General features: G+C 33.1%; 23 protein-coding genes and 1 tRNA gene. 15 read left to right on the plus strand and 9 right to left on the minus strand.

Annotation, left to right across the window (positions count from 1 at the left end):
- Positions 1–167 precede the first annotated feature (167 nt).
- Positions 168–599, plus strand: coding sequence for a putative signal transducing protein (locus BUA46_RS06205; RefSeq protein WP_019388456.1), 432 nt, complete (start codon positions 168–170; stop codon positions 597–599).
- Between the two features lie 13 nt (positions 600–612).
- Here BUA46_RS06205 and BUA46_RS06210 read toward each other — a convergent pair whose 3' ends face one another.
- Positions 613–2,115, minus strand: a complete 1,503-nt coding sequence (locus tag BUA46_RS06210) for an aminotransferase-like domain-containing protein (protein WP_019388455.1) — start codon at positions 2,113–2,115, stop codon at positions 613–615.
- Between the two features lie 72 nt (positions 2,116–2,187).
- On the opposite strand from BUA46_RS06210, the gene BUA46_RS06215 reads away from it, so the two are divergent.
- The 3 genes from BUA46_RS06215 to BUA46_RS06225 all read left to right on the plus strand — a co-directional run bounded on the left by BUA46_RS06215 (position 2,188) and on the right by BUA46_RS06225 (position 5,522).
- Positions 2,188–4,014 (plus strand): TonB-dependent receptor plug domain-containing protein, encoded by a 1,827-nt coding sequence (locus tag BUA46_RS06215; protein ID WP_019388454.1) that lies wholly within the window; start codon positions 2,188–2,190, stop codon positions 4,012–4,014.
- Between the two features lie 70 nt (positions 4,015–4,084).
- A complete protein-coding gene (locus BUA46_RS06220) occupies positions 4,085–4,945 on the plus strand; it encodes a cupin-like domain-containing protein (RefSeq protein WP_019388453.1) in 861 nt (286 codons plus the stop codon).
- Between the two features lie 61 nt (positions 4,946–5,006).
- On the plus strand, positions 5,007–5,522 hold the full coding sequence (locus BUA46_RS06225) for a DUF6646 family protein (protein ID WP_019388452.1): 516 nt from the start codon (positions 5,007–5,009) through the stop codon (positions 5,520–5,522).
- A 63-nt stretch (positions 5,523–5,585) separates the two neighbouring features.
- Here the strand turns inward: BUA46_RS06225 and BUA46_RS06230 are convergent, their stop codons facing one another.
- Positions 5,586–6,059 carry a regulatory protein RecX gene (locus tag BUA46_RS06230; protein WP_026010123.1) on the minus strand — a complete coding sequence of 158 codons (474 nt, stop codon included), beginning with the start codon at positions 6,057–6,059 and terminating at the stop codon, positions 5,586–5,588.
- Positions 6,060–6,166: 107 nt separating this feature from the next.
- Here BUA46_RS06230 and BUA46_RS06235 point away from each other — a divergent pair, with 107 nt between their 5' ends.
- Positions 6,167–8,431: a DUF8693 domain-containing protein gene (locus BUA46_RS06235; protein WP_019388450.1), complete on the plus strand. Its 2,265-nt coding sequence runs from the start codon at positions 6,167–6,169 to the stop codon at positions 8,429–8,431.
- A gap of 51 nt (positions 8,432–8,482) precedes the next feature.
- Here BUA46_RS06235 and BUA46_RS06240 read toward each other — a convergent pair whose 3' ends face one another.
- The 4 genes from BUA46_RS06240 to gdhA all read right to left on the minus strand — a co-directional run bounded on the left by BUA46_RS06240 (position 8,483) and on the right by gdhA (position 15,428).
- A complete protein-coding gene (locus BUA46_RS06240; protein WP_019388449.1) occupies positions 8,483–10,891 on the minus strand; it encodes a TonB-dependent receptor plug domain-containing protein in 2,409 nt (802 codons plus the stop codon).
- A 4-nt stretch (positions 10,892–10,895) separates the two neighbouring features.
- Positions 10,896–11,615, minus strand: a complete 720-nt coding sequence (gene recO / locus BUA46_RS06245) for a DNA repair protein RecO (protein ID WP_019388448.1) — start codon at positions 11,613–11,615, stop codon at positions 10,896–10,898.
- Complete coding sequence (gene porZ, locus BUA46_RS06250; protein ID WP_019388447.1) at positions 11,615–13,963, minus strand: type IX secretion system anionic LPS delivery protein PorZ; 2,349 nt, start codon at positions 13,961–13,963, stop codon at positions 11,615–11,617. Before porZ ends, recO begins: the two co-directional genes overlap by 1 nt.
- Before the next feature lie 121 nt (positions 13,964–14,084).
- Positions 14,085–15,428 carry an NADP-specific glutamate dehydrogenase gene (gene gdhA, locus BUA46_RS06255; protein ID WP_019388446.1) on the minus strand — a complete coding sequence of 448 codons (1,344 nt, stop codon included), beginning with the start codon at positions 15,426–15,428 and terminating at the stop codon, positions 14,085–14,087.
- A gap of 201 nt (positions 15,429–15,629) precedes the next feature.
- Between gdhA and BUA46_RS06260 the strand changes: the two genes are divergently transcribed.
- Complete coding sequence (locus BUA46_RS06260) at positions 15,630–16,433, plus strand: THC0290_0291 family protein (RefSeq protein ID WP_050981783.1); 804 nt, start codon at positions 15,630–15,632, stop codon at positions 16,431–16,433.
- Here the strand turns inward: BUA46_RS06260 and BUA46_RS06265 are convergent.
- Positions 16,430–17,569 (minus strand): cystathionine gamma-synthase, encoded by a 1,140-nt coding sequence (locus tag BUA46_RS06265; RefSeq protein ID WP_019388444.1) that lies wholly within the window; start codon positions 17,567–17,569, stop codon positions 16,430–16,432. The genes BUA46_RS06260 and BUA46_RS06265 overlap by 4 nt on opposite strands.
- 87 nt (positions 17,570–17,656) lie before the next feature.
- Between BUA46_RS06265 and BUA46_RS06270 the strand changes: the two genes are divergently transcribed.
- Both BUA46_RS06270 and BUA46_RS06275 read left to right on the plus strand, forming a co-directional pair.
- Complete coding sequence (locus tag BUA46_RS06270; protein ID WP_019388443.1) at positions 17,657–18,376, plus strand: PdaC/SigV domain-containing protein; 720 nt, start codon at positions 17,657–17,659, stop codon at positions 18,374–18,376.
- 43 nt (positions 18,377–18,419) lie between these two features.
- Complete coding sequence (locus tag BUA46_RS06275) at positions 18,420–18,773, plus strand: arsenate reductase family protein (RefSeq protein WP_026010121.1); 354 nt, start codon at positions 18,420–18,422, stop codon at positions 18,771–18,773.
- Positions 18,774–18,819: 46 nt separating this feature from the next.
- On the opposite strand, the gene BUA46_RS06280 is transcribed toward BUA46_RS06275, so the two are convergent.
- Together BUA46_RS06280 and rseP are read right to left on the minus strand one after the other, a co-directional pair.
- A tRNA-Asn gene (locus BUA46_RS06280) sits at positions 18,820–18,893 on the minus strand.
- Positions 18,894–18,966: 73 nt separating this feature from the next.
- Positions 18,967–20,298: an RIP metalloprotease RseP gene (gene rseP / locus BUA46_RS06285; RefSeq protein WP_019388441.1), complete on the minus strand. Its 1,332-nt coding sequence runs from the start codon at positions 20,296–20,298 to the stop codon at positions 18,967–18,969.
- Between the two features lie 167 nt (positions 20,299–20,465).
- Between rseP and BUA46_RS06290 the strand changes: the two genes are divergently transcribed.
- The 7 genes from BUA46_RS06290 to BUA46_RS06315 all read left to right on the plus strand — a co-directional run bounded on the left by BUA46_RS06290 (position 20,466) and on the right by BUA46_RS06315 (position 26,662).
- A complete protein-coding gene (locus BUA46_RS06290) occupies positions 20,466–21,140 on the plus strand; it encodes an SCO family protein (RefSeq protein ID WP_019388440.1) in 675 nt (224 codons plus the stop codon).
- Positions 21,141–21,683: 543 nt separating this feature from the next.
- A complete protein-coding gene (locus BUA46_RS06295; RefSeq protein WP_019388438.1) occupies positions 21,684–21,920 on the plus strand; it encodes a FeoA family protein in 237 nt (78 codons plus the stop codon).
- A complete protein-coding gene (gene feoB, locus BUA46_RS06300; protein ID WP_019388437.1) occupies positions 21,913–24,012 on the plus strand; it encodes a ferrous iron transport protein B in 2,100 nt (699 codons plus the stop codon). Before BUA46_RS06295 ends, feoB begins: the two co-directional genes overlap by 8 nt.
- Positions 24,013–24,039: 27 nt before the next feature.
- Positions 24,040–24,177 (plus strand): hypothetical protein, encoded by a 138-nt coding sequence (locus tag BUA46_RS15175; protein WP_019388436.1) that lies wholly within the window; start codon positions 24,040–24,042, stop codon positions 24,175–24,177.
- 116 nt (positions 24,178–24,293) lie between these two features.
- The gene (locus BUA46_RS06305) at positions 24,294–24,953 is read left to right on the plus strand and encodes a metal-dependent transcriptional regulator (protein ID WP_019388435.1); all 660 of its coding nucleotides are present in this window, start codon (positions 24,294–24,296) and stop codon (positions 24,951–24,953) included.
- Positions 24,940–25,749, plus strand: coding sequence for a transporter (locus tag BUA46_RS06310; RefSeq protein WP_019388434.1), 810 nt, complete (start codon positions 24,940–24,942; stop codon positions 25,747–25,749). The genes BUA46_RS06305 and BUA46_RS06310 overlap by 14 nt, the downstream gene beginning before the upstream one ends.
- Before the next feature lie 7 nt (positions 25,750–25,756).
- Positions 25,757–26,662, plus strand: coding sequence for a metal ABC transporter solute-binding protein, Zn/Mn family (locus BUA46_RS06315; protein WP_026010120.1), 906 nt, complete (start codon positions 25,757–25,759; stop codon positions 26,660–26,662).
- Positions 26,663–26,681: the final 19 nt, after the last annotated feature.

Raw genomic sequence — 26,681 nt, forward strand, 5'->3', positions numbered from 1 at the left:
TTCATTCTTATAATTTTAAAACTTCAATACCAAAAGCGTTATTTATATTTGTTAACGATGAAAGACTTTTTAAAAAACTACGAGTTCACCAAGCGAATTAATGACTTCTTACCATTTGGAAATCAAAATAATTTTTTCGCTTTTTCGACAAATGTTTGTTTATAAATATGAGCGACACTTTTAAAACTATAGCCAGATTCCAATATTCAAGCGAAGCTCAAATTATTAAAGGGCGTTTAGAAGCTGAAGGTATTCAAGTATTCTTAACTGATAACTTAACAATAGATACCGATCCTTTGGTAAGTAACGCCATTGGTGGTGTGAAACTTAAAGTTTTGACACATCAAGCTTCAGAAGCACAAGACATTTTAAAATCCATAGAAAAATATTCTATTGATGATGACGGTAATACTATTATTTGCCCAAATTGTAATAGCGAAAAAATAGAACTATTTTCAACTATAAAAAATGCTAAATCATTTTTTGCGTTTGTTTTTGCGCTTGTTTTAAACGTCTTTGTAAATGTACTTCCACTTTACGAGAAACACAGATACAGATGTGAAGATTGTAATGCTGAATTTGATATGGGTAAACACTGAATATAAAAACATCCTAATTATAAACTGAAGACACAACTTGATACGCTTTCTTTAACTTCTTAATTACACGTTCAATTTCTTCCTCATTTAAATGCCCAAAGCCAAAACGAATGGCGCAGATTTTTTTATCTTGATATAATGATGTATTTGGAATAAATAAACCTTCCTTTTCGGCTGCTTCGGCTAATTTTACTAATGAAATTTCAGATTGAAATTGCAACCAAAGAGCTAAACCACCAGATGGTGTTTTCCAGCTTAAAATATCCTTAAAATTACTTTCTAAACACTTACATAAATAATCGCGCCGTTGCTTATAAGTGATAATGTTTTTTTTCATAAGACGATATATTTCACCTTCTGAAATTAACTCAGTAAGCATTTGTTCTTGAATAACATCACCTTGCTTATCTAATAGTTGTAGATAATTTTTAGCTTCAGAAATCAAATTTTCTGGTGCCACAACAAAACCTGTTTGAAAACTTGGAAATAATGACTGACCAAATTTTCCTAGATAAATAACTACTCCGCTAGCATCGGCTGTTGCCATTGGTAATATGGCAGATCCTTCAAACTGAAAATCGTAATCGTAATCGTCTTCAATAATAGCAAATTGATAGGCTTTTGCTAATTCTAACAATTGCAATCGTCTTTCTGCTCGTAACGTCGTAGTTGTTGGATATTGCCTATGTGCACAAACATACACACAGCGAATACTTCGTTTAACAAAATGAGTTTTTAAATAATTTACATCTATGCCATCGGCATCAATAGGAATGGTTTTTATCGTTGCCCCTGCTTGTTGAAAAATCATATTAGAGGCATAATTACTTAAACTTCCCACTAAAACCACATCATTTTGTTTTATTAAAAGCCTTGAAACAATGTACAAACTCATTTCGGTACTTCTTGTACTAATTAAATTCTCAGGTTTTATATGAAATCCTCTGGTGGCGTTTAAGTAATTACAAAGTTGAATCTCAAATAAAGAATAACTGGATTGATTAGGCTGGTTCCATTTATTAATTAATGTTTTTCGTTTCATAACGGCACTATACCATCTAGAAAATTGATAAACAGGATGCAGTCGTAAATCTGGACTACCATCATTAATACTATACTTAGCTTCTGTTATTTGCGAAGTTGAAGCTAAATTAAAGGAAGGTTGAAATGGAAACCCTGTTATTTTTGAATATTGATAAACGGCATCTAACTTCTGTGTGCCAGCTTTTATAGTTGCAGTTGTTTGCTCTGGCACTAATACGAACGTACCCTTATTTGGTATAATTTCTACCCAACCTTGTGAGGCAAGCTCATCGTAAACTGCAACTACAGTATTTCTATGAATTTTTAAAATCTGACTTAAAACTCGCGTTCCTGGTAAAACTGAACCTTTAGAAATATAACCACGTTGAATAGCATTTATAATTTGCTGAGCAATTTGTATATATACAGGTTGTATGTTCGATTTATCAAAATCTACTAATTGTTTAAGAAGTACGCCAACCGGACTATTCATTGTTTTAAAACTGGACTATTAAACTCGTCCGGAAAGTTACGACTTTTGCAGCGTTTTAAACAAGATCATATTATGAAAAGAAAATTATCTATTATTTCGTTAATATTTTTATTCACATTATCTGCTCAAGCACAAGTAGAACCTATAAAAACAGATTCTTTACAAGAAATTATTATTACTTCAACTAGAATAAATTTGCCTTTTAAAGAAAATTCTAGAACGATTGATATTATAACTTCAGAAGATATAAAAAATAGTGCTTCTACAAATGTTGCCGACTTATTACAACAAGTTGCTGGAGTTGATATTCGTCGTCGTGGAACAGCTGGAAGCCAAGCTGATTTATATATTAGAGGTGGTAGTTTCGACCAAACATTACTACTAATTGACGGTATAAAAATGGACGATGCTCAAACTGGGCACCACACCATGAATGCCGCATTACCGCTTGAAGTTATCGAACGCATTGAAATTATTAAAGGGCCTGCTGCTCGTGTTTTTGGACAAAATGCATTTAGTGGCGCCATTAATATTGTTACTAAAAAAGAATTAAGCAACTCTATATCGGTTAAAGCAGAAACAGGATCTTTTGGACAATTAAACGGAGGCGTAACCATCGGTTCGAGCTTAGAAAATTCATCACATATTGTGCATGTTGATAAAATGTCTTCCGCAGGTTATCGTCATAACACCGATTACGACAACAGTAATTATTTTGTGAAAAGTGTATTTAATAAAAACAAAAAAGCTATTGAAATGATTGCCACGTTCCAAGAGCGCAAGTTTGGTGCCAACGGTTTTTATGCCAGAGCAAGTGCCACCGAACAATATGAAGAAACTCAAAACAGTTTGATTGGGTTTTCTACACAATTTAACACCGAAAAACTAACCATCGCACCACGTATTTACTGGAAAAGAAACCAAGATAAATATGTATACCTTAGAAACGACCCAACGGTTTACAGAAATTTGCATATTACTAATAAAATTGGCGCAGAAGTGAATGCCAACTATAAATCGAAAGCAGGAACTACTGGGTTTGGTATCGATATGTCTAAAATTTATATTAGAAGTAATAATCTAGGAGACCGAAATAGATTTATGACGACGCTTTTTTTAGAACATGAGTTTAAGGTATTTAATGATAATCTAGACATTACTCCTGGTGTTGCAGTAACCTATTTCTCAGATTTCGATTTTTATGCATTTCCTGGAATTGATATTGGTTTAAAAATTACCGACCAGTTAAAAGCTTACGGAAATATTGGTTACACGTATAGAATACCAACTTATACCGATTTGTATTATAACGATTCAAGTACCATTGGAAACCCCGATTTAGAAGTAGAAGAAGCTTTTGCTCAAGAAATTGGAATTAAATTTTTCTCACCAAAGTTTACAGGTTCATTAGCATTATTTAATAGAGATGCTCAAAATTTGATTGATTATATTCGCCCAAACACCACAGAAACCATCTATACAGCTACAAATATTGCCGAGGTTAACACTAAAGGATTTGAGGTAGATGCAGCCTATCATTTTAAATGGAGTGGTTTCAACCAAACACTTGCTGTAGGATATAATTTTTTAGATGATGACATTTTAGATCAGAATAAAGACTTATCTCGATATTCATTAAATACACTAAAGCATCAATTCACCACGCGTTTAAGTACACAATTATTTAAAAATGTAAGTCAGAATATAATTTATAAACATGCTGAACGTACTACTGGAGACAGCTATAATGTTTGGGATGCATCCTTAGCACTTCAATTAAAACAAATTGAATTCACCATAACAGCAAGTAATATCTTTGATGCCGATTATATTGAAGCCGGATTTGTACCAATGCCACCAAGCAATGTGCTTTTTGGATTGCGATATAATTTCAATTAACCAAAAAATACATAATAAATTTAGATTTGCTAACGTTTTCATAACTTTGCACATCTAAATTTATTAAGTGTTGTCATTAAACTTACAAGACATTCCTCGCGTTAAAACGTTAACTAAAGAGGATTTTATAAAGCACTATTTTAAGCCGCAAAAACCTGTGGTTATAGAACGTTTTATTGAAGATTGGCCAGCTTATACCAAATGGAATTTAGATTACATGAAAGCAGTAGGCGGCGATATTATTGTCCCACTTTATGATGACAGACCCGTTGACTATAAAGATGGTTTTAATGAACCCCATGCTAAAATGAAACTTGGTGAGTATATCGACTTACTAAAAAGAGAACCAACCAAATTCCGTATTTTTTTATGGAATGCGCTTAAAGAAATTCCGCAACTACAGCAAGATTTCACGTTTCCTGATTTTGGTTTGCGCCTTATGAAAGGTATCCCGATGCTGTTTTTTGGAGGAAAAGACTCCCATACCTTTATGCACTATGACATTGATTTAGCAAATATTTTCCATTTTCATTTTGAAGGCAAAAAACAGGTTATATTATTTGACCAAAATCAAAATGATTATTTATATAAAATACCCCATTCTTTAATAACCAGAGAAGATATCGATTTTAATAACCCTGATTTTGAAAAATGGCCAATGCTAAAAAAAGCAAAAGGCTTTAAAACCGAGCTCAATCATGGTGAAGTTTTGTATATGCCAGAAGGCTATTGGCACTATATGCGTTACGTTACCCCAGGATTTTCGATGAGTTTACGCGCCATTGCTAGAAACCCTAAAAATTTTAGTAAAGCTGTTTATAATGTTTTCGTCATGCGAAATATAGATAACGTTATGCGACGGATACAAGGGCAAAAATGGATAGATTGGAAAAACGAGCAAGCTATTGTAAAGACCAACAAACAATTATAAATAAAGTTTGATATTGAAAAACTTGTAATATATTTGCCCACTTAAATTTAAAACTCAAATCATGAAAAATTTAATTTTATTAATAACCTTGTTAAGTGTTTCTCTTATTAACGCCCAAGCCTATATAGGAAAAGGCGACAACAAATTTCAAGTTGGTGCCAACCTACAAGAAAACGGATCTGGTATAAATATTAGTTACGACTATGGTATTGGAGAAAATATTTCAATAGGTATATCTTCAACTTATCTTTTAGGTATTAACGATATTCTAAAAAATAACGCTAATGAAGATTTAAATGCCGATTTTGATAACCGTTTTGATGTTAGAGCAAGATTTAATGCCAATTTAGGAAATGTTATTAATGTTGACCCAAATTTTGATCTTTATCCAGGTTTAAGCCTAGGGCTTAAAAATTTTGGTGGTCATTTAGGAGCGCGTTACTTTTTTACAGAAGGTTTTGGTATTTACACAGAATTAAATGTGCCATTCGCAAAATATAAAACTGAAAATTTAACTGCAGCCGAAACTTTACACAATCAATTTACAATTAATTTTGGCGCAAGTTTTAACTTGTAAAAAAAACATAAGAGAATTTATAAAACGGGTTAAATTTAGCATTTAATCCGTTTTTTTATGTCGTTACCCGAAAAGCTCCTTAGCCTTTTCATATACTAAGTGCGTTTCCCAGCCTCTATATAGCAGATAATCGATTAATTTTTGCTTTTTTTTGTATTTGTTAGTTTCTGTGATGGAATTCGCTCTTTTTTCGGCTAAAACATTGAAAACCTCGTTGTATTCCGTAATATCTATTTCAGCAAGTGCTTGATTTATATTAACTTTGCTTATGTCTTTTTTCTTTAATTCATGAGTTAATCGACGTATACCCCACTTCTTAATTTTAAACTTACCGCTTACAAATGTTTTGGCGAAACGTTCTTCATTTAGAAAGTTATGCTCCAAAAGGTGGACTATAATAATATCGATAGCTTCGGGTATCATATTCATAGACACTAACTTTTGTCTTACTTCTTGATGACAACGTTCTTGATACGCACAATAATGCTCTAGTTTTCTAGTGGCTTCTTGTACCGTATATGTTTTTTTTGTTTGCATTGGCATCAAAAATAACAATGTTAGAGAAACAAAGAGTTAAAAAAATAAAAAAACCAAATCAAAATTGCTCAGAGTATTTCGAGTAAAAGATTTAAAACTTAACAGCTATGAATAACAAAACCCTCATAAAGTCCTTCTCTTTTTTTATTGCACTATTTTGTGTTGTTTCTTTGGGGTACGGGCAAAGTATATTCAATAACCCAATTACAGATACTAACCCCGGGTTTATAAGCCCTTACACGAATAATCAAGTAGTTAATGCTAATATTTCTGTAACTGGAATTTCTAGAGGACCTGATATTGCAGGAAATAATGGATCAAATAGATATAATGCTCGTAGTTGGAATTCAGCATCATTAAATTTAAACGATTATTTTGAATTTACCCTTACTCCAAATTCAGGTTACGAAATTGATTTTGTAAGTTTTGTATACACTGGGCAAATTTCTGGTACAGGTCCATCAAATTTTTTATTTAGATCAAGTTTAGACGGATTTACCTCAAATATTGGAACGCCAACAGCTGGTGGCGCAACTATTGATTTAACTGCTGCCGCTTATCAAGGCATTACAGGCGCAATAACTTTTAGAATTTATGCTTGGGGAGCAAGTTCAGGTTTAGGAACTTTTAGTATTAATGATTTTACATTTAATGGTACTGTAGGTGCCCTTGGAACTTGTACATCAGTTTCTACTTGGGATGGAACTACTTGGGATGTCGCACCAAGTGCTACTGCTGTGGCAATAATCGATGGAGATTTTAATGCTAATTTAGCCAACAGTTTTACTGCTTGTAGTTTACAAATTAATGCCGGAAATACTCTAACAGTTAATAATTCTGGTTTTGTAGAAGTTGAAAACGACGTTATAGTTGATGGCGAATTAATTGTTCAAACTGAAGGTAATTTTGTACAGCGTGATAACGCTGGAACATTTACGGTTAATACTGGTGGATTAGCAAGAGTCAATAAATCAACAGCATCGAAAGCAGATTGGTTTTATTATACCTATTGGAGTTCTCCTGTAACTGGCGAAACTATTGGAAGTGTTTTTCCAGATGTAGATGGAGACCGACGTTTTTGGTTCAATGCTGGTAATTTTGTTGATACTGATGGCGATGACATTGATGATAATGGTGATGATTGGCAACCTGCCTATGCTGCAGATGCCATGATTCCTGGTGTTGGTTATGCTGCTACCGAAAGTAGATTCTTCTTTGGTGGCTCAGGAACAGCTAGTTTTGAAGGACCTTTTAATACAGGAGATATTAATGTAAACATAACTCTTAATGGTGCTAATCCAGGAATTAATTGGAATTTTATTGGAAACCCTTACCCTTCAGCTGTTGACTTTGATGCTTTTCATTCTGCTAATGCAACGGTTGTTGATGGTGCAGCCTATTTCTGGTCGCAAGCAACACCGCATGCAGAGTCGAATCCTGGTAACGAGCAAAGTAACTTTAGTAAAAATGATTATGCCACATATACAGTTGGATCTGGCGGTGTTGCAGGAGCTAGCGGTGTTACACCAGCGCAATATATCCCTTCTGCACAAGGCTTTTTTATTCCAGCTTTAACTACAGGTACTGCCACATTTACTAATGCTATGCGTATGGCAGATGGCACAAGTAATTCATTATTTTTCAAAGGTTCAAACAAATCAGAATCTAGTAATATTGCTAATAGGCTTTGGCTTAACTTAACTACAGAAAATGGTGTATTTGGTCAAATATTACTAGCTTATGTTGAAGGAGCAACTAATGGAAATGATGGTTTATCATATGATGCACCAAAACTGGTAAGTGAAGATTATGCTGCTATTTTGTATTCAAAAATGGATGCTAGTCCTATGAAGTATGTAATCCAAGGAAAAGATATCAACAGCCTTAATGAAGATGAAATTATCAAACTTGGATTTAGCTCAACTATTGAAGATAATACAGAATACAAATTATCCATTGCGCAATTTGAAGGTGGTTTTTTATCTAGCAACCCTATTTATATCAAAGATAATTTTCTAAATGAGCTTCATGATTTATCTACTTCTGATTATACTTTTAATTCTGAAGATGGTACTTTTAATGACCGCTTTGAAATCGTATTTAGTAATAAGGTACTTTCAACCAATGAGTTTGACAAAGAGCCTAATAGCTTAAGGATTTTAGAAATTGATGACAACCATGTTCAATTTACAACGTCTAGCCCAATTAAAACAATTAAAATATATGATTTATTAGGAAGACAATTATACGAGCTTGAAGGCAATACTAATCAAGAAACATATACCCTTTCTAGTTTAGAAAATACCATTTTTATAGCCAAAGTTGAACTTTTAAATGGTGCTACTATTACTAAAAAAGCGATTAATAAATAATTGAATATTTCAAATAAGTAACCAAAGCTCTAACCATTCGTTAGGGCTTTTTTATATGCTGTATTTTAAAGTCAAAATTAAATTTCTTCCAGCAGCAGCAATACCAGAAGAATACGTTTTGTAACGCTGGTCGGTAATATTTTCTAAACTTGCCATTATTGAAATGGATTTATTTACCTGATATTGTGTTCGAAAGTTTAAAGTATACCAAGAAGGGCTGTAGGGATTTCCATTGGTGTCAAGTGCATAAATATAATCTTTCTCTATTTCTGATGGTGCCAGTTGATTGTATGATATGGAACCATTATAGTTAGCAAATAAATCAAATTTTAGATTATTTGAAGACCAAATAAGATGAGAATTTCCAAAATTTGGAGCCACATGTCTTATCGGTACTTCAATATTACCTTCAACCTCTGTTCCACCAATAATAGAATATTGCGATGTGAATTTTAAGTGATTACTAATTGCCAATTTCATACCTATTTCGTAGCCATAAATCCATGCTTTTGAAGCATTTTGTATAGCCTGTACATTACTTAACTCGCCATCATAAACAATCTCAGATTCGCCATTTAAGGTAAAATCTCGTCTTACTAAAGCATTGTCTAAATACGTGTAGTATGTACTCATATCAAATACCAGCAAATCATTAAAGTTTAGTTTCAAACCAATTTCACCACCATAGGCATATTCTGGTCTTAAATGCTCATTTGGCACCACAACCGATCCAGGTTCAGAATCAAATACCTTACCAACATCGTCTATATTTGGTGCTCGGAAAGCAGAAGAAGCGTTTAATTTCCATTGTATGGTTTGATTTGGCGACCAACTGATACCAGCTGTTCCAGTTAAGGCTTCCGACTCATTTCTCGAAGTATCAAAAGGCAAATTCAAATACATATTATTTTCAGTAAAATCGGCTTCAGAACCTACATAGTTAAATCTTAAACCAGACTGAAAAACGAACTTCGGATTTGGCTTGTATTTTATACTAGAATAAATTGCAGCAGATTGCCAACTTGCTCCATTTGGATATCTGGAAACTGTTTTAGTTGCTGTATTATTTACAATATCTTCCTCAGCACCAATGGATTTCACTTTATTAAAAACATATTCAGCACCATAAAAAAACTGTGTTTTAGGTGATATTCTTTTCTCTAAATCTAAATTGAAAGAATAAGCATCAACGGCTTCTTCTCGAACATTTCGGGTTGAAGATTGAAAATCTCTATCATATCTGCTTTCTTGAAAATTTTGATAGGCTAAAGTTGCTTTTATCTTATCGTATAAATTTGATTTACTACTTAATTTGGTGACTTGAAAGTTAGACATAAACCAATTTTGAGGGCCATAGCTCCATTCTGCAGAACGCAAAGTCTCCCCTTTATAACGAATTAATCGATCGTATCTGGGAATATCTGAAGTTGTGGTATAATATAATCCGAAATCGAAACTTAAATCTTCATACGGTTCAAAATGTACCTTTTGCATTAAATTGAGTTGATCGTATCCAGTATATTTTTGAACCAAAGGATTATCGTTACTAATAATAACATCGCCAGTAGTTGTAGCCAGTGCAAACTCGGGTCGTAAATAATCGTCTGGACCATGGCTTCCCATGAATAAATCATCAAAACTATTATAACTAACACTTGTGGCTAGAGCCCATTTTTCATATCCTAAATTAAAATCGAAATGCCCCGTTTTTTCTTGACTAGCCGATGCATATCTAACTTGAGTATTTCCATTAAACAATAATGATTTTGTATAGGATAACTTTGGTTTTTTAGTATAAAAAGACATAACTCCACCAATGGCATCGCTTCCATAAATAACAGAGCCTGCACCTAAAGTTACCTCGGCATTTTCAATTGCAAACGGATCAATAGATATTACGTTTTGCAGATTTCCGCCTCTAAAAATGGCGTTATTCATTCTTACACCATCCACGGTTATTAAGAGTCTATTAGTAGAAAAACCTCTAATCATAGGGCTTCCGCCACCTAATTGGCTTTTTTGAATATAAACCTGTCCAGAATTTTCTAATAAATCTGCACTGGTTTGTGGGTTTGCAAATTGAATTTGATTTGCATCTATACTTAATATTTTTTGCGGAATATCTTTTTTGTTTTGCCTAAACTTTGATGCCGAAATTACAATTTGTTCTAGCCCTTGTGTATTAGATTCTAAATACACCTTATTAGATTTTATTTGTTGCTTAGTTAAAGACTTAAGTACATGTGATAAATGCTTGAAATAAATAATTTCAGAGTCTGTAAACTCATCTAAATCGGCTTCTCCTCTAAAGTTCGAGACTGCACTTTTAGATTTATCAACATTATAAATTGCTACTCCAAAAACGGGCTCTTTTGTAACCTTATTGAGAATTTTTATATTTTGAGCACGAGATAATGAAGAAAAAAGTATAAAGAAAAAAATAATAATACGGAACTTCATAGCTTTAACTAAACACTTGATTTAATACCTGCAAAGATTTAGGGGTTTTAAAACTCCCCAAATGTAGTTCAAAATAAAGCAAAATCATACTTAAAAAATATTGCCTTTGTTTTGCATTTATTTTAATACTAGGTAAAGCATCAAATGTTGTGCCTAAAAGTTGTTTTAGTAGTATTAAATTTTCTCCAGTTACTGCGTATTTATTACTTGGTTTATTTTCAAACCTGCCTTCTTGTAAATTAAAAAAAGACCACTCCATTTGGGAAGTATCTGGATAAAACCCCAAGTATTTAGTAAGTTTTAATAGAAAAAGCAAATGAAAATTTGCGTAATCGGTTTGAGAATCTAGCCACAAAAAGGTGTTTTCTAAATAACCATATAAACTATCATTTTGCTCCTCTTCTTGCAATGTATTTGATAAAACTTCAGATAAAAACATTACGATAGCACTTTTTAAAACATTACTGTGTACACTAGAATATATAAAATTTAATCGAGACTCTTTTATGGTTTGCAACGACCTGTTGTTTTTTTGGTCAAACTCTAATTGTAATTGGGATAGTAACTGAAAATGTGCTGTTTTAGAACCACCTTTTTTACTTTTTAAAACACCTCTAAGTAAAAAACTAACAATGCCAATTTTTTGGGTATAACACTTAACAATTAAGTCGTTATCTCTATATCTTAATTTTGAAAGTACAATGGCATTTGTAGTGATAAACATTATCTAACAACCATTAATTTTAAGACTTTAGTTTCGAAAGTATCTAAATCTGATAGCATAACCAAGTAAACCCCTGAGGCTACAATATTATTGGCTAAGTTTTTCCCATTCCAATAAGCTGTTCCGCCATCAATTTCTAAATTATAACCACGATGTCTCAAGTTAATTCGAGATTGCGCTTCTGCAACCAAATTACCTTCTATATCTGTAATTTTTATATTTATATTTTCTGAAATATCTTTAATTTTAATCTTATCATCTAAAATATTAAACCCTGGTCTTACTGGATTTGGGTAAGCATATGCACTGGCTAAATCGTCTGTAGTACTTGAACCTCCAGATTTAAAAGAAAGCAACCCTTTACTTGTAGCAATATAAACCACACCGTTTGTCTGATCTAAAGACACATCGCTTATACTGTTTGATGGCAAAGGCGAATTATCTTTTGTGAAATGATATATTGTGTTTTGCCCATCAGAGGAGAGGTAAAATAAACCAGAATCAGAAGTTCCAATCCATTTATTATTTGAGCCATCAACTTCAATATCGGTTACATACTGCTCAAAAAGAAGTTCTTTTGCAATACCATCTTCTTCAATAATTATCTCATCTACAGTAATGTTATCATTGGTGAAAAAACTTGAGGTGTTGTATAAAACTCTTAGGCCTCTAAAGGTTCCAATCCACAATTGATTTCTATTATCAAGCGCAACTGCAGTGGCTAACTCTGTGGGCATATTTTCTTCATTTTTACTAATATTTTTGATTAAAGGATTGTTTCCATTCTCGTTAAAACCGATTACTCCATATTTATATGAAGCAATCCATTTTGTTTGATCGTTACCTATAACAATATCTGCATAACCTAAATTTCCCCCCGTAAAACCATCTACTATAACATCGGTAAAATCATAAGATCGCCATTGATTGTTTGCTGGATTATACGATTTTAAAGGCTCGTCAATAAGTGTGCTTAACGTCCATAATACACCATTGTCATCAAACAAGGGATTTAAAACCCTCACACTTACAATACTTGGGTTACTAGGAACAACTAAAGATTCTAATCCGCTATTATTTTGATCGTATAACATGGTTGGCACGTTTTCGTTTAACTCCACAAGCCCATTATGGAATGAACTGATAAACACTTGATCTCTGTTCTGCGGATTTATGGCTACTCCGTTTAAATCTCTAGCTTGAAAAGCATCTTGATTTGACACGTTAACCCAACTTTCATCTCTTAAATGACTTACCCCTCTTAATCTTGAAAAAGGCACATAAAACAGACTATAGCCACCAAACGTTACCCAAACACCATTGGTCTCTGCTTCAATTGAAAAAGGGGTGTTAAAAAGAGGCCCTTCTGGATGAATCTCTTCAAAACTCAATCCCTCATTAATATTTGTTTTCAAAATCCCAAAATCAAAGGTCCCAATAAATATATTCTCTAGATTAACTGTTGCACAAGTAAATCGTGTTGGGAATTCTGTACTCACAGGTACCTGATTAATCACATTAAAATTCGCGTCATATACAAATACTTCATTTATGGTAGTAACCACTAAATTTGAATTTACAGCTCTTAAATCTAGCGGTAAATTCGGGTATGTGAATAATTCAGTTACAGAATTGCCAACTACTTGATAGATTTTACGATTATTATTTATGGCAAATAAGTTGTTATCAATAGCTTCAATAGATTGCCAGTTTCCAGAACTAACAGACTCCCAATTTTGAAAATCGATTAAATTAGTACTTGCCACTGGGGCTCTTTTTATACCGTTCCCGCCCAAACAGGAAGCATAAATATAATCTTCAAAAACAGTGGTTTGCGTAATTGGTATTTGGCCGCCTCCATTACCTATAAAGTAAGTATCTCCAAACTCGAGTCTTTGCAAATCAAAAGCCGAAATTCCATAATTAGTTGACAAATAGATAAGGTTGTCGTTAGCACTAATATGATTTATTTTTTTATCTGATGGTGAAATTGTAGGTTTATCTATAATATCAACTACCGTTAAGATCTCGGAATCGTTATCAAATACAATTTCTAGTAGTCCGTTTTCATAACCAATAACTAATAATTCATAGGCCTCACTGTAATAAATAGTTGAAATACTTTCTCCAGAAATACCATTTACAGTTGTAATTTCATCTATTTCATTTGTTTGGGAATCTAGTTTAAAAATGGCATTATCTGCCGCCGCATAAATGGTATTAGTCCCTTGAGAAACATCCTTAATTTCATTATAAGAATAATGCCCTTCCCAAAGTGCCGAATAATCTTGTGAAAAGTGAAATAATGGGAAAAGAAAAAAGACAACTACTAGTAAACTCCTTAACATAAGTGTTTTTTGAATGGTCAAATATATTTATAACTAACGAGTTTTACTTAAAAATAATATATTTTAAACAAAAAAAGCTTCCATAAAATCTGGAAGCTTTTTAATTTATATTTAAATGCCTTTAAACAATTCCTTGTGCCAACATCGCATCGGCTACTTTTACGAAACCTGCAATGTTTGCTCCCTTTACGTAATCAATATAACCATCGTCATCTTTTCCATATTCTAAACAAGACTTATGAATATCAGACATGATGTCTTTTAACTTGTTATCTACTTCTTCTCTGGTCCATTTATATCTCAATGAGTTTTGAGTCATTTCTAAACCTGAAGTAGCTACTCCGCCTGCATTTGAAGCTTTTCCTGGTGCAAATAATATTTTTGCTTTGTGGAACGCTGCAATAGCTTCTTTGGTTGATGGCATATTTGCACCTTCACTTACACATATACATCCATTTTTTAATAATATATTAGCGTCTTCTTCATGTAATTCATTTTGTGTTGCACATGGCAGGGCAACTTCACATTTTACACCCCAAGGTGTTTTTCCTTTATGAAATTCAGCATCAGGGTATTTATCTAAATACTCACTTATTCTTCCTCTTTTCTCATTTTTCAATTGCATTACAAATGCTAATTTCTCTTTATCAATTCCTTCTGAATCATAAATATAACCTCCAGAATCAGAAAGTGTTAGCACTTTGCCTCCAAGTTGCAAGACTTTTTCGGCTGCATACTGTGCTACATTACCAGAACCAGATATAACCACATTTTTACCCTTAAAGCTATCTCCTTTAGTTTCTAGCATTTTTTCGGCAAAATAGACATTTCCATAACCTGTGGCTTCTGGTCTTATTAAAGATCCACCCCAAGACATGCCTTTTCCTGTTAAAACACCTGTAAATTCGTTTCTTAATTTTTTGTACATCCCGAATAAAAATCCTATTTCTCTAGTTCCTACACCAATGTCGCCTGCTGGAATATCGGTATTAGGGCCTATATATCTAAATAATTCGCTCATAAATGCATGGCAAAATCGCATAATTTCATTATCAGACTTTCCTTTTGGGTCAAAATCGCTTCCCCCTTTTCCACCTCCCATAGGCAGTGTAGTTAAAGCATTTTTAAACACTTGTTCAAAAGCTAAAAATTTTAAAATACTGGCATTAACAGTAGGATGAAAACGTAAACCCCCTTTGTAAGGACCTATAGCAGAGTTCATTTGAATTCGGTACCCTCTATTTACTTGAATTTCACCACTATCATCAACCCATGAAACTCTAAAAGATATTAATCGTTCTGGTTCAACCATTCTAAGTAGTATGTTCTTGCCATAATAAATATCATGTTCTACAATGTAAGGAATTACAGTTTCTGCTACTTCCTCCACAGCCTGTAAGAACTCTGGCTCATGACTGTTTCGCGATGTTACCATAGCCAAAAATGATTCAATGTTTTGTTTCATATATACAATTATTGCACTGTTATTTATTAAATAAGTAATTTATCGGTACAAATATACATTATCTTCAAAAAGATATGCGATTTTTTTTGAATTTCGCAATAAATATTTTTCGAATATTTTCGTTGTATTTATTAATGTTTGTTTGTTTTCTTAGTTTTTATATATTTGCTCTTAATCATGCCCTCAAAAAATAAACCTTTTATGCTTAACTTAAAACATTTAGCTTCTGGTTTTTGCTTGTTTCTGCTAGTTCAAACTGCAAGTGCTCAACTAGGATTTTCTCATGAAATTGGCGTTATTGCTGGGCCTCTTCAATTTAGATCGGACTACGGAGTACGTGGCGACGAAGAAACCAATTTTGGTAATTCAGGCTTTGGAGTTGGAATTATTCATTATATAAATTTCGCTTACAGGGCAGACTGTAATTGCTATACTACCGATACTTTTTTTAACGACCATTTTAAATTAAGAAACGAAGTTTCCTATAACAAAACCAATTTAGAACATTTGGGCAAATGGGTTGACCCAAGTAGAACAACTATTGAGGCTAACCAGCTAAGAGGCCATAAAGGGGTAGCTAAGAACTTAGATATTGGTACTCAATTGGAATTTTTTCCATTAAGTATTCGTGATTTTCAAGGATTTGCATACAGCTTTGCTCCTTTTGTGAGTATTGGTGTGCATTATACGTCGTTTACACCAGAAGTAAGCACAACGTATGCTAACCCAAACCCAGATGCTGTGGGAGATGTTACAGACCCTAGTAACTTTTATACAGCTTGGGAGCCAGGATCGGTTGACGCATCACCTGGCAGCACATGGTCTGTTGTTTCAAGTGTAGGTGTAAGATACAAACTAACTAAGCTTTCCGACCTCATGTTAGATATGAGATGGCAATATTATTTTCATGATCGAATTGATGGGTTAGACCATCAATTAAGCTTTAATAAATACAATGACTGGTTGGTATGGCTTAACTTCGGTTATATTTATTATCTAGACTAATTTAAGGCTTGCTTTAAATCGGCAATCAAATCTTCTATATCTTCAATTCCAACACTTAGCCGTATTAAAGAATCTACAACGCCTGTTTTTTCGCGTTCTTCTTTTGGTATACTAGCATGTGTCATACTCGCTGGATGGCCAGAAAGTGACTCTACACCACCTAAAGATTCAGCCAAAGTAAATACCTTTAGCTTTTCTACTATTTTTATGGCTTCTTTGTAATTGTTCCCTTTTGTTGTAAAAGAAATCATCCCACCAAAATCGTTCATTTGGCTTTTAGCTATATCATGATTAGAGTGGTTTTCAAAACCAGGCCAGTATACATTTTCTATTTTAGGGTGACTCGCTAAAAATAAAGCCACAGCTTTTCCATTTTCGCAATGACGTTGCATTCTAACATGTAATGTTTTAATACCTCGCAACACTAAAAAACTATCTTGTGGCCCGCAAATTGCTCCACTTGCGTTTTGAATAAAGTAAAGTTTATCGGCCAATGCTTTGTCTTTAACAACAAGCGCTCCCATAACCACATCGCTATGGCCACCTAAATATTTTGTGGCGGAATGCATAACGATATCTGCACCTAAATTTAATGGTTGTTGTAAGTATGGCGTAGCAAACGTATTATCTACAGCCAATAAAATATTATTGTTTTTAGCTATCGTTGAAACCGCCTTTATATCTATAATATTCATCATGGGATTAGTTGGCGTTTCTACCCAGATAAGTTTTGTATTTTGGTTAATAAAGGCTTCAATATTAGATGCATTTTGCATACCTATAAAATGAAACTTTATCCCAAAATCTTGAAATATTTTAGTAAATAATCTAAAAGAGCCTCCATACAAATCGTTGGTAGACACAACTTCGTCTCCAGGCTTTAATAATTTGATTATCGCATCAATTGCTGCTAAACCAGAGCCAAATGCTAAACCGTAAGTTCCGTTTTCAATACTGGCTAGTGCGTTTTCTAGTGCGTTTCTGGTAGGATTATGAGTTCTTGAGTATTCATAACCTTTATGGCCTCCTGGAGTTGTTTGAGCATATGTTGAGGTTTGATAAATAGGTGGCATAACCGCGCCATAAGCAGCATCATGCTCCTGTCCTCCGTGAATTACTTTAGTATTGAATTTCATAAAAATATATCTTTTGTACAAATGTAACTTTTAATTCGGTGTATTCAAATGCAATAATTATCTTTAGTCTAGGTTTAAATTTTTCATATGAATCACTCTAAAATCACTGTACTAATTTGGTGTTTTTTAATACTCTTTAGTTGCAAAGAAGAACAAAAAATCACATTTACCGACGTAAACATTTCTTCTGAAAACAATTCAATTGTCGTTGTTAATATTCCTGAAGCTATTGGAAACTCAACAATTGCAGATCGAATAAATTCTGAAATTGAACAAACTATCATTTCTGAATTACACATAGGAAATCGCGATGATATTACATCAAACAGCATAAAGGAAGGCATATTAAACTTTAACAATGAGTATCAATCTTTTGTGAAAAACTTTCCTGAATCTGAATCTATATGGGAAGCGCAAATTGATGGTGAGGTTATGTATCAATCTTCAGAAGTTATCAGTATTGCCTTAACCACATTTATTAATACTGGTGGCGCCACTGGCATTTTAAATATAACTTTTTTGAATTTTGAATCGGAATCTGGAAAGCGTCTTGAAAACAATCAACTAATAAATAACCTTAAAGCTTTTAAAACTCTAGCCGTACCCTATTTTAATGATGCCATTGCAGACCAAGATGTGCCATTAGATGCTATACAATTTAAATTGCCTGCAAATATAGGCTATAGTGAAGATGGTCTAGTATTATTGTATAATATTCAAGACCTTTCGCCGTATTTAAATGACATATTGGAATTTGCTATCCCGTTCGAGGTTGTTCAAGATATTTTAGTATATAACAGTCTTTAAGAATCGATTCTTATCATAAAAGTTGAATATTAAAATACATCATATGAAGAAAGTTTATTATCTAAAAACGTGTAATACTTGCCTTAGAATTTTAAAGGAATTGAATTTATCATCAGATTTTATTTTACAAGACATTAAATCAGATGAGATAACAGTCAAGCAGGTTGATGAAATGAAAGAACTAGCAGGAAGTTATGAATCACTTTTTAGTAAACGAGCGAAACTTTACAAGGAAATGGATTTGAAAAACCAAAATTTAACAGAGCGCGATTACAAGCAATACATCCTTGAACATTATACATTTTTAAGCAGACCTGTCATAATTGTCAACGATAAAATTTTTGTTGGTAATTCTAAAAAAACGGTTGAGGCTGCTAAGGCTTATTTAAATTCTTAAAATTTTAAAAAATAAAAAAGTCCAACATAAATGTTGGACTTTTTTGCTCCCCCTCTTGGGCTCGAACCAAGGACCCTTTGATTAACAGTCAAATGCTCTAACCAACTGAGCTAAGGAGGAGTGTTATTTTTCGCCTAAGCGAGCGCAAATATATATATCTTTTTACTTACTGCAAACATTTTTTTGAAAATTTTTATCCAAAAATAGCTTTATAAATATCATTGCCGTTTGCAAACAATACTAAAGCAATTAAGATAAAGAATCCTAGCATTTGGGCATACTCCATAAATTTATCTCCAGGCTTTCTTCCAGAGACCATTTCATATAATAAAAACATGACATGACCGCCATCTAATGCTGGGATAGGCAATAAATTTAAAACGCCTAACATAATAGATAAAAACGCTGTTAAATACCAAAACGCTTGCCAGTTCCAAACTGGAGGAAACATATTGCCAATTGCAGCAAAACCACCTATTTGAGTAGCTCCTTTTTTAGTGAAAATGTATTTAAACTGCGCCAAATAGTCTTTTACTTCCCAATAGCCGTTACTTATACCTGCAGAAACACTCTCAGCAAAACCATAATCCTTCTGATTAAACTTAATAAATTCTAAATCACTTGGTCTTGCATAAATACCAATTATTTTATCTTCATTAGGTTTTATACGTAACTCTTCTGGCTGATTATTGCGTTCTATTTTTACTAATAACTCATCTGAATCGCTGTTTTTTATTTGATAAGTTAAATCTGCATAATATTCAACAGGATTACCATTTATCGCTACAATTTTATCAGTCGGTTGTAAACCTGCAATTTCTGCTGGAGAATTTGGGGTAATAGAATCTAATTCAAAAGGATAACGAGGTGTTAATGCGGGTAAATCACCAGCTTCAAAAAGTTGTGTTCCAATATCTTCAGGTATCTTAATATCTTCAACACTTCCGTCTGAATGCTCTACTTTAATATTATTGACATCCCTAAACATGATATATTTATTAATATCGATGGTTAGATCTTCAAAAGATTCCCCATTTATAGAAATAACTCGATCACCTTGCTGAAAACCATAGTTTTCTAAGGTTTTGGCAACACTATAACCATACTTTATATCATCTTTCGTTGAATATTTTGTTCCCCAAACAAATAGCATCATAATGAATAAAAAGAAGGCCAGTAAGAAATTTACAGTTACTCCACCAAGCATGATTATTAAGCGTTGCCATGCAGGTTTAGATCGAAACTCCCACGGTTGCGGTTCTTGGGCCATTTGTTCGGTATCCATGCTTTCATCAATCATACCCGAAATTTTAACATAGCCACCTAAAGGTAACCAGCCAATACCGTAAACGGTTTCACCTATTTTCTTTTTAAATAAAGAAAACTTCACATCGAAAAATAAATAGAATTTTTCAACGCGTGTTTTAAAAATTTTAGCTGGTATAAAATGTCCTAACTCGTGCAGAACTACCAATATAGAAAGGCTCAAAAGTAATTGAGCTCCTTTTATTAAAAATACAGACATGTATTACAATTTTTTTTTAACCGCACAAAAGTAAGCTTTTAAACCAAGTTTAAAAAGTCATTCGCCGAAAGCCTTGTGTTTTAACAATAATTTATGCTGGAATTGAACGCTTTCAAAATTAAAATCGTCGTATTTTTGCAACTACTTTTAATGTTAACGAGTTAAAAATGCTATCTTTTTTTAAGGATTACAAGATTTTCGCAATTGTTTTTGGTGTTATATCTATCATTATTGTTTCAATTATTTATAATACGTTAAACGTTTACAGACCGCTTCCTATTTACCAACCAGCTATGGTTAGTACAGAATTGGTTGACAGCACCATTCAACATCAAAAAAAATATCATAAAATAGCAGATTTCGCACTTATTAATCAAAATGGCAAAACGGTGACCCAAAATAATTATAAAGATAAAATTTACGTAGCCGATTTCTTTTTTACAACATGCCAAACCATTTGCCCGATAATGACAAATCATATGGTTGATATTCAAAAAGAAATTTTAAATGACGACGAAGTCATGCTACTATCACACTCGGTTACCCCAGAAATTGATACCGTTGCACAACTAAAACGATATGCCATTGAAAAAGGGGTTATAGACCGCAAATGGAATTTGGTTACAGGCAATAAAAAAGATATTTACAAATTGGCGCGTAAAAGTTATTTAGCTGTAAAAGATAATGGTGATGGTGGCCCTTTTGATATGATACATACTGAAAACTTTATGCTAATTGACAAGAAACGTCAAATAAGAGGGTTTTATGATGGCACCAATTCTGAAGAAATAGAACGACTACTTAATGATATCGCTATTTTAAAAGAAGAATACAAAAACTAATTAATTGGATATAAAAAAAGCCCTTTCAAAAAGGGCTTTTTTGTGTTTTAAAGTTTATTTTATTTGAAACGTCTTTTGTTGTTCCAAACTAATGAACTAGCGTTACTAAATTGTTTCGTTTTAGTTCCAACTTTACTTTCTGTTGCAATACTATTACTTGTTTTCATATTTTTAAATTTTACGTTCTTTAAAAGTTAAAATGTAGTTTGCCTAATCACTTTTTATCATTATCAACATGATTGTTATGGCGCATTACATTATGTAATTAATTCTGGTGCAAAGATAAGCCTCACTTCAACTTGCTGAAAACAACAGATTTAGCATATTTATATGCTATATTAACATAAAAGCCTTCAAAAATGCTTTTAGCCTGCAAAATGACATAATTGGTAACATATTTCAATAGGAATTTTTGTCAAAAGCTCTCATTTGGTAGATTAGACTAACGGCATACAGAAGCCCGATCAATTATTTATATTTAAAACTTTTATACTTCTAAACTTTTACATTACTTTTGCTTCTTTAAAATCAATCTAAATAAGCTTGAAGACAACTTTAGCACATTTAAAACGAGGTGAAAGCGCTGTAATTACTGATGTTTCATCATCTGATATCCCTTTAAAACTTTTAGAAATGGGTTGTTTACCTGGAAATACAGTTGTTCTTGTTCAAGTAGCTCCGTTTCAAGACCCTATGTATCTAAATATTAACGGATCGCATTTAGCCATAAGAAAAGAAACCGCCTCTCTTATTTTAATTGAAAAAGTAGCACATGAGTAAACAAATTAATGTGGCACTTATTGGGAACCCAAATACTGGGAAAACCTCAGTTTTTAATGCTTTAACAGGGTTAAACCAAAAGGTTGGAAATTATCCAGGAATTACGGTCGAAAAAAAACAAGGTATTTGCAAACTACCACGTGGTGTTAAAGCACATATTATTGATTTACCTGGAACTTACAGCTTAAACGCTTCTTCTCTTGATGAAAATGTAGTAATCGAGCTTCTTCTGAATAAAAATGATAAAGATTTTCCTGATATAGCTGTTGTTGTTACCGATGTTGAAAATTTAAAACGAAATCTGTTACTTTTTACCCAGATTAAAGATTTAGAGATCCCTACAATTTTGGTTATTAATATGGCCGACCGAATGCTTTACAAAGGTATTTCCTTGGATATTGATTATTTGGAAGATAAACTTAATACCAAAATTGCACTTATAAGTACTCGAAAAAATGAGGGCATTGAAAACTTAAAACAACTTATTTCGAATTATAAAGAGGTTTCTATAGAACCTTGTATTGATACTACAGAAATAGACAAAGACTATTTTGAAAATTTAAAAAACGCCTTTCCTAATCAATTATTATACAAACTCTGGTTGGTAATTACTCAAGATGTCAATTTTGGAAAAACCGATAGAAATAAAATTGATGCAGTAGCTAATTTTAAAACTAAAACGAAAGCCGATTTAAAGCGATTACAACAAAAAGAAACAATAAAGCGCTATCAATTTATTAATGAAGCTCTGGATAAAGGACAAACGATAGATTTAAGTCAAGCAAAGGACTTACGTATAAAACTTGATAGAATTTTAACCCATAAAGTTTGGGGCTATTTAATTTTTGGAATTATTCTGCTTACTATTTTTCAAGCCATTTACGACTGGTCAAGTATTCCAATGGATTTTATTGATGGGTTGTTTGCCAATTTAAGCGAATGGACTAAAAACCAATTACCATCTGGTGCTTTTACAAGTTTGTTGTCGGAAGGTATTATTCCAGGATTGGGTGGCATCGTCATTTTTATTCCACAAATCGCCTTTTTATTTCTATTTATTGCCGTGTTGGAAGAAAGTGGTTATATGAGTCGCGTTGTGTTTTTAATGGACCGAATTATGCGCCGTTTCGGGCTTAGTGGTAAAAGTGTTGTACCACTAATTTCGGGTACTGCATGTGCTATTCCAGCCATTATGGCGACTAGAAATATTGAAAGTTGGAAAGAGCGTTTAATCACTATTTTAGTAACGCCTTTTACCACTTGTTCTGCACGTTTACCTGTTTATTTAATTATCATAGCCTTGGTTATTCCAGAAGGCCGCATTTTTGGATTGGGTTATCAGGCCCTAACCTTAATGTTACTCTATCTTATAGGTTTTGGAACCGCTATACTTTCGGCTTATATTTTAAATAAAATATTAAAAATTAGAAGTAAAACGTTTTTTGTAGTCGAAATGCCAAACTACAAACTACCACTTTTTAAAAATGTAGTGCTTACAGTTATCGAAAAAACTAAATCCTTTGTTTTTGGAGCAGGTAAGATAATTTTAGCCATTTCAATCATTTTGTGGTTTTTGGCGTCTTACGGTCCTGGAGAACAATTTAACAACGCCGACGAAATTATAAAAACGGAATACGCTTCTCAAAATTTAACTGATGATGATTTACAACAAAAAATAGCATCTCATAAGTTAGAGCATTCGTTTATTGGGATTACTGGTAGAGCCATAGAGCCTGCAATACGTCCTTTAGGTTACGATTGGAAAATAGGTATTGCCATAGTGAGCAGTTTTGCAGCTCGTGAAGTGTTTGTTGGTACTCTTGCCACCATTTACAGTGTTGGAAATGATGATGAAGCTACAATAAAAAACAGAATGGCAGCCGAAGTAAACCCCGTTTTAGGTGGGCCACTATTTACCTTTGCTTCTGGTATTTCATTAATGCTGTTTTATGCTTTTGCAATGCAATGTATGAGCACGCTAGCCATTGTAAAAAAAGAAACCAATAGTTGGAAATGGCCAATTTTACAACTCGTTATTATGTCCGCTTTCGCATATATTGTGGCCTTAATTGCGTTTCAACTATTGAAATGAAACTAGTTTAAACTCGACTACTTTATTATGAATGAGATTATTCAAAACATATTAGTCTTTACAGCAATAGCATTAGCTATAGCATTTCTAGTTAAAAAATTCTTCTTAAAAAAACCGAAGTCTAAAAAAGCTTGTGGAAATGACGACGGTTGCGGTTGTCATTAAATCAAATTGATACCTTATAACTTAAATTAGTTACAGATTTTATTCGTAACTAATTTTTTTTAGTTACTTTTGAAAAATATTTAAGCTTACTTAAATATTGTTTAAAGCAATTAAAAATGTCTATAGCCATAGAAAATTTTGTAAAAGCCATTTACAAAAACGGAAAACGAGATAATAATGATACCAAACCAGGTAACATAGCAAAAAAACTTGGCATTTCTAACGCAGCAGCCACAGATATGGCACAGAAATTAGCCTCAAAAGATTTACTGCATTACGAAAAATATCAAGCTTTAAAACTAACAGATAAAGGCAATAAAATGGCTTTAAATGTGGTGCGAAAGCATCGTTTATGGGAAAGTTTATTATTTAAATTGTTTGATATGTCTTTACACGATATTCATCGCGAAGCTGAATTATTAGAACATCAAACTTCAGATTTATTGGCAAACAAAATAAGTGAATATTTGGGGAACCCTAAGTTCGACCCGCACGGAGACCCCATTCCAAATGCTAACGGCGAAATAACAACCACTGATACCTCAATAGCGCTATCTCAGACCAGTGAAGGGAAAAAATACATGATTTCTAGATTAATGAGCGACGATAAAGAGTTTTTTGAATTTTGCGCGCAACACGGATTGAAATTCGGGAACACACTATTTGTTTCAAAGCAATTCAACAAAAATAAAATGACACAAATTTTAATAAACAATAATACCATTTTACTTAACGAAGACTTTACTTCAATAATATATGTCAATGAAAGCAATTAAATACACTCTTTTTTCACTTAGTTTATCATTTTCTTTTTTAACTTTTTCTCAAGAAGATGACAGACTTTCTCAACCCTTAGTTACCGACCGACCAGATGCTACAGAAGCATCATCAACTGTAGGGAAAGGCACTTTACAGTTTGAAACAGGCGGATTGTATGAATCCTACGAAGCAGGAAACATAAAATCTGAGAACTACACTTTTAATACGATGTTGATTCGATACGGAGTTCTAGAAAACTTAGAATTACGATTAGGTTGGGATTTTGTTGAAGGCACTAATAAAATAAACAATAATAAACTGGATAATGTAACGAGCGGTTTATCCCCATTGCTTTTAGGGATGAAAATCGACATTGCAGAAGAAAATGGCTGCATGCCCGAAATAGCATTAATAGGACATGTGTTTCCTGTTTTTAGCGCATCTGCCGATTACAGACCCGAATATACGAGCATTGATTTTAGATTATCATTATCTCATACACTTAGTGAAAAATCAAGTTTAGGGTACAATATAGGTGCCGAATGGGGAAATGATTCTCCAGAAGCTTCAGCTATTTATACACTTGCTTATGGTTATAGTATTAATGATAAATTTGGCATGTACGCAGAACTTTACGGCGATTTACCAGAAGACAATAAAGCAAACCACTATTGGGATGCCGGATTCACCTATTTAGTTTCAAACGATTTACAATTTGATACCTATTTAGGAACAAGCATTACGGAAGGACAAGATATTTTATTCGGACTTGGGTTGAGTTATCGTGTTAAGCCTACAAACAAATTAAAATAAATTCGATATGAAAAAAATACTTATCATACTTCTTCTTTCTACTGTTTGCATGAGCTGTAAAGAAGAAAAAAAGACAAACGGTAAACTAAATATAGTTACAACCACCACCATGATTACCGATTTAGTTAAAAACATTGGTGGCGACCACATTAATTTACAAGGATTAATGGGTAGCGGTGTCGATCCGCATTTATATAAAGCTAGTGAAGGCGATGTTGCCAAATTATCAAACGCCGATATTATTTTTTACAACGGGTTGCACTTAGAAGGCAAACTAGTTGAGGTTTTCGAGAAAATGAAAAACAAAAAAACCATTGCGATTTCTGATGCTTTAGACAAGTCAACTTTAATCGGTTCAGAATATTTTGCTTCTAACTACGACCCGCATATATGGTTTGATATAAACTATTGGAAACAAGCTACAGAATTTGTGGTAAAAACACTTTCAGAAGCTATACCTGAGCAAAAAACAACCTTCGAAACCAACGGAAATGTCTATATCGAAAAATTAAATGCGCTTAAAAATAAATTAGAGCAAACCATAAGTAGTCTTCCAAATGAGCAGCGTATTTTGGTAACGGCGCATGATGCGTTTAACTATTTCGGTAAAGCTTTCGATTTTGAGGTAGTAGGCCTACAAGGACTTTCAACCGCAACCGAAGCTGGCGTAAAAGACGTTCAAAAATTATCAGCCTTCATCATTGAAAATAAAGTTAAAGCTATATTTGTAGAGAGCTCGGTACCAAAACGCACCATTGAAGCGCTTCAAGCAGCAGTAAAATCTAAAGGGCACGAAGTTACCATTGGCGGCACATTATATTCCGATGCGTTGGGCGATGCAGGAACCATTGAAGGCACATATATAGGCATGTTCGAGTATAACGTGAACACTATTGTAAATGCACTAAAATAAAATGTTAATTTGAAGCTAT

Source organism: Algibacter luteus (assembly GCF_900141715.1).
Lineage (GTDB): Bacteria > Bacteroidota > Bacteroidia > Flavobacteriales > Flavobacteriaceae > Arenitalea > Arenitalea lutea.

What these genes read in the sequence shown, in the direction of transcription:
- porZ (WP_019388447.1), bottom strand. Translation starts at nt 13,963, where the DNA reads ATGTTAAGGAGTTTACTAGTAGTTGTCTTTTTTCTTTTCCCATTATTT.
- BUA46_RS06275 (WP_026010121.1), top strand. Translation starts at nt 18,420, where the DNA reads ATGAAGAAAGTTTATTATCTAAAAACGTGTAATACTTGCCTTAGAATT.
- BUA46_RS15175 (WP_019388436.1), top strand. Translation starts at nt 24,040, where the DNA reads ATGAATGAGATTATTCAAAACATATTAGTCTTTACAGCAATAGCATTA.
- BUA46_RS06265 (WP_019388444.1), bottom strand. Translation starts at nt 17,569, where the DNA reads ATGAAATTCAATACTAAAGTAATTCACGGAGGACAGGAGCATGATGCT.
- gdhA (WP_019388446.1), bottom strand. Translation starts at nt 15,428, where the DNA reads ATGAAACAAAACATTGAATCATTTTTGGCTATGGTAACATCGCGAAAC.
- BUA46_RS06230 (WP_026010123.1), bottom strand. Translation starts at nt 6,059, where the DNA reads ATGCAAACAAAAAAAACATATACGGTACAAGAAGCCACTAGAAAACTA.
- feoB (WP_019388437.1), top strand. Translation starts at nt 21,913, where the DNA reads ATGAGTAAACAAATTAATGTGGCACTTATTGGGAACCCAAATACTGGG.
- BUA46_RS06240 (WP_019388449.1), bottom strand. Translation starts at nt 10,891, where the DNA reads ATGAAGTTCCGTATTATTATTTTTTTCTTTATACTTTTTTCTTCATTA.
- BUA46_RS06235 (WP_019388450.1), top strand. Translation starts at nt 6,167, where the DNA reads ATGAATAACAAAACCCTCATAAAGTCCTTCTCTTTTTTTATTGCACTA.
- BUA46_RS06315 (WP_026010120.1), top strand. Translation starts at nt 25,757, where the DNA reads ATGAAAAAAATACTTATCATACTTCTTCTTTCTACTGTTTGCATGAGC.
- BUA46_RS06260 (WP_050981783.1), top strand. Translation starts at nt 15,630, where the DNA reads ATGCTTAACTTAAAACATTTAGCTTCTGGTTTTTGCTTGTTTCTGCTA.
- BUA46_RS06210 (WP_019388455.1), bottom strand. Translation starts at nt 2,115, where the DNA reads ATGAATAGTCCGGTTGGCGTACTTCTTAAACAATTAGTAGATTTTGAT.
- BUA46_RS06225 (WP_019388452.1), top strand. Translation starts at nt 5,007, where the DNA reads ATGAAAAATTTAATTTTATTAATAACCTTGTTAAGTGTTTCTCTTATT.
- BUA46_RS06310 (WP_019388434.1), top strand. Translation starts at nt 24,940, where the DNA reads ATGAAAGCAATTAAATACACTCTTTTTTCACTTAGTTTATCATTTTCT.
- rseP (WP_019388441.1), bottom strand. Translation starts at nt 20,298, where the DNA reads ATGTCTGTATTTTTAATAAAAGGAGCTCAATTACTTTTGAGCCTTTCT.
- recO (WP_019388448.1), bottom strand. Translation starts at nt 11,615, where the DNA reads ATGTTTATCACTACAAATGCCATTGTACTTTCAAAATTAAGATATAGA.
- BUA46_RS06205 (WP_019388456.1), top strand. Translation starts at nt 168, where the DNA reads ATGAGCGACACTTTTAAAACTATAGCCAGATTCCAATATTCAAGCGAA.
- BUA46_RS06305 (WP_019388435.1), top strand. Translation starts at nt 24,294, where the DNA reads ATGTCTATAGCCATAGAAAATTTTGTAAAAGCCATTTACAAAAACGGA.
- BUA46_RS06290 (WP_019388440.1), top strand. Translation starts at nt 20,466, where the DNA reads ATGCTATCTTTTTTTAAGGATTACAAGATTTTCGCAATTGTTTTTGGT.
- BUA46_RS06270 (WP_019388443.1), top strand. Translation starts at nt 17,657, where the DNA reads ATGAATCACTCTAAAATCACTGTACTAATTTGGTGTTTTTTAATACTC.
- BUA46_RS06215 (WP_019388454.1), top strand. Translation starts at nt 2,188, where the DNA reads ATGAAAAGAAAATTATCTATTATTTCGTTAATATTTTTATTCACATTA.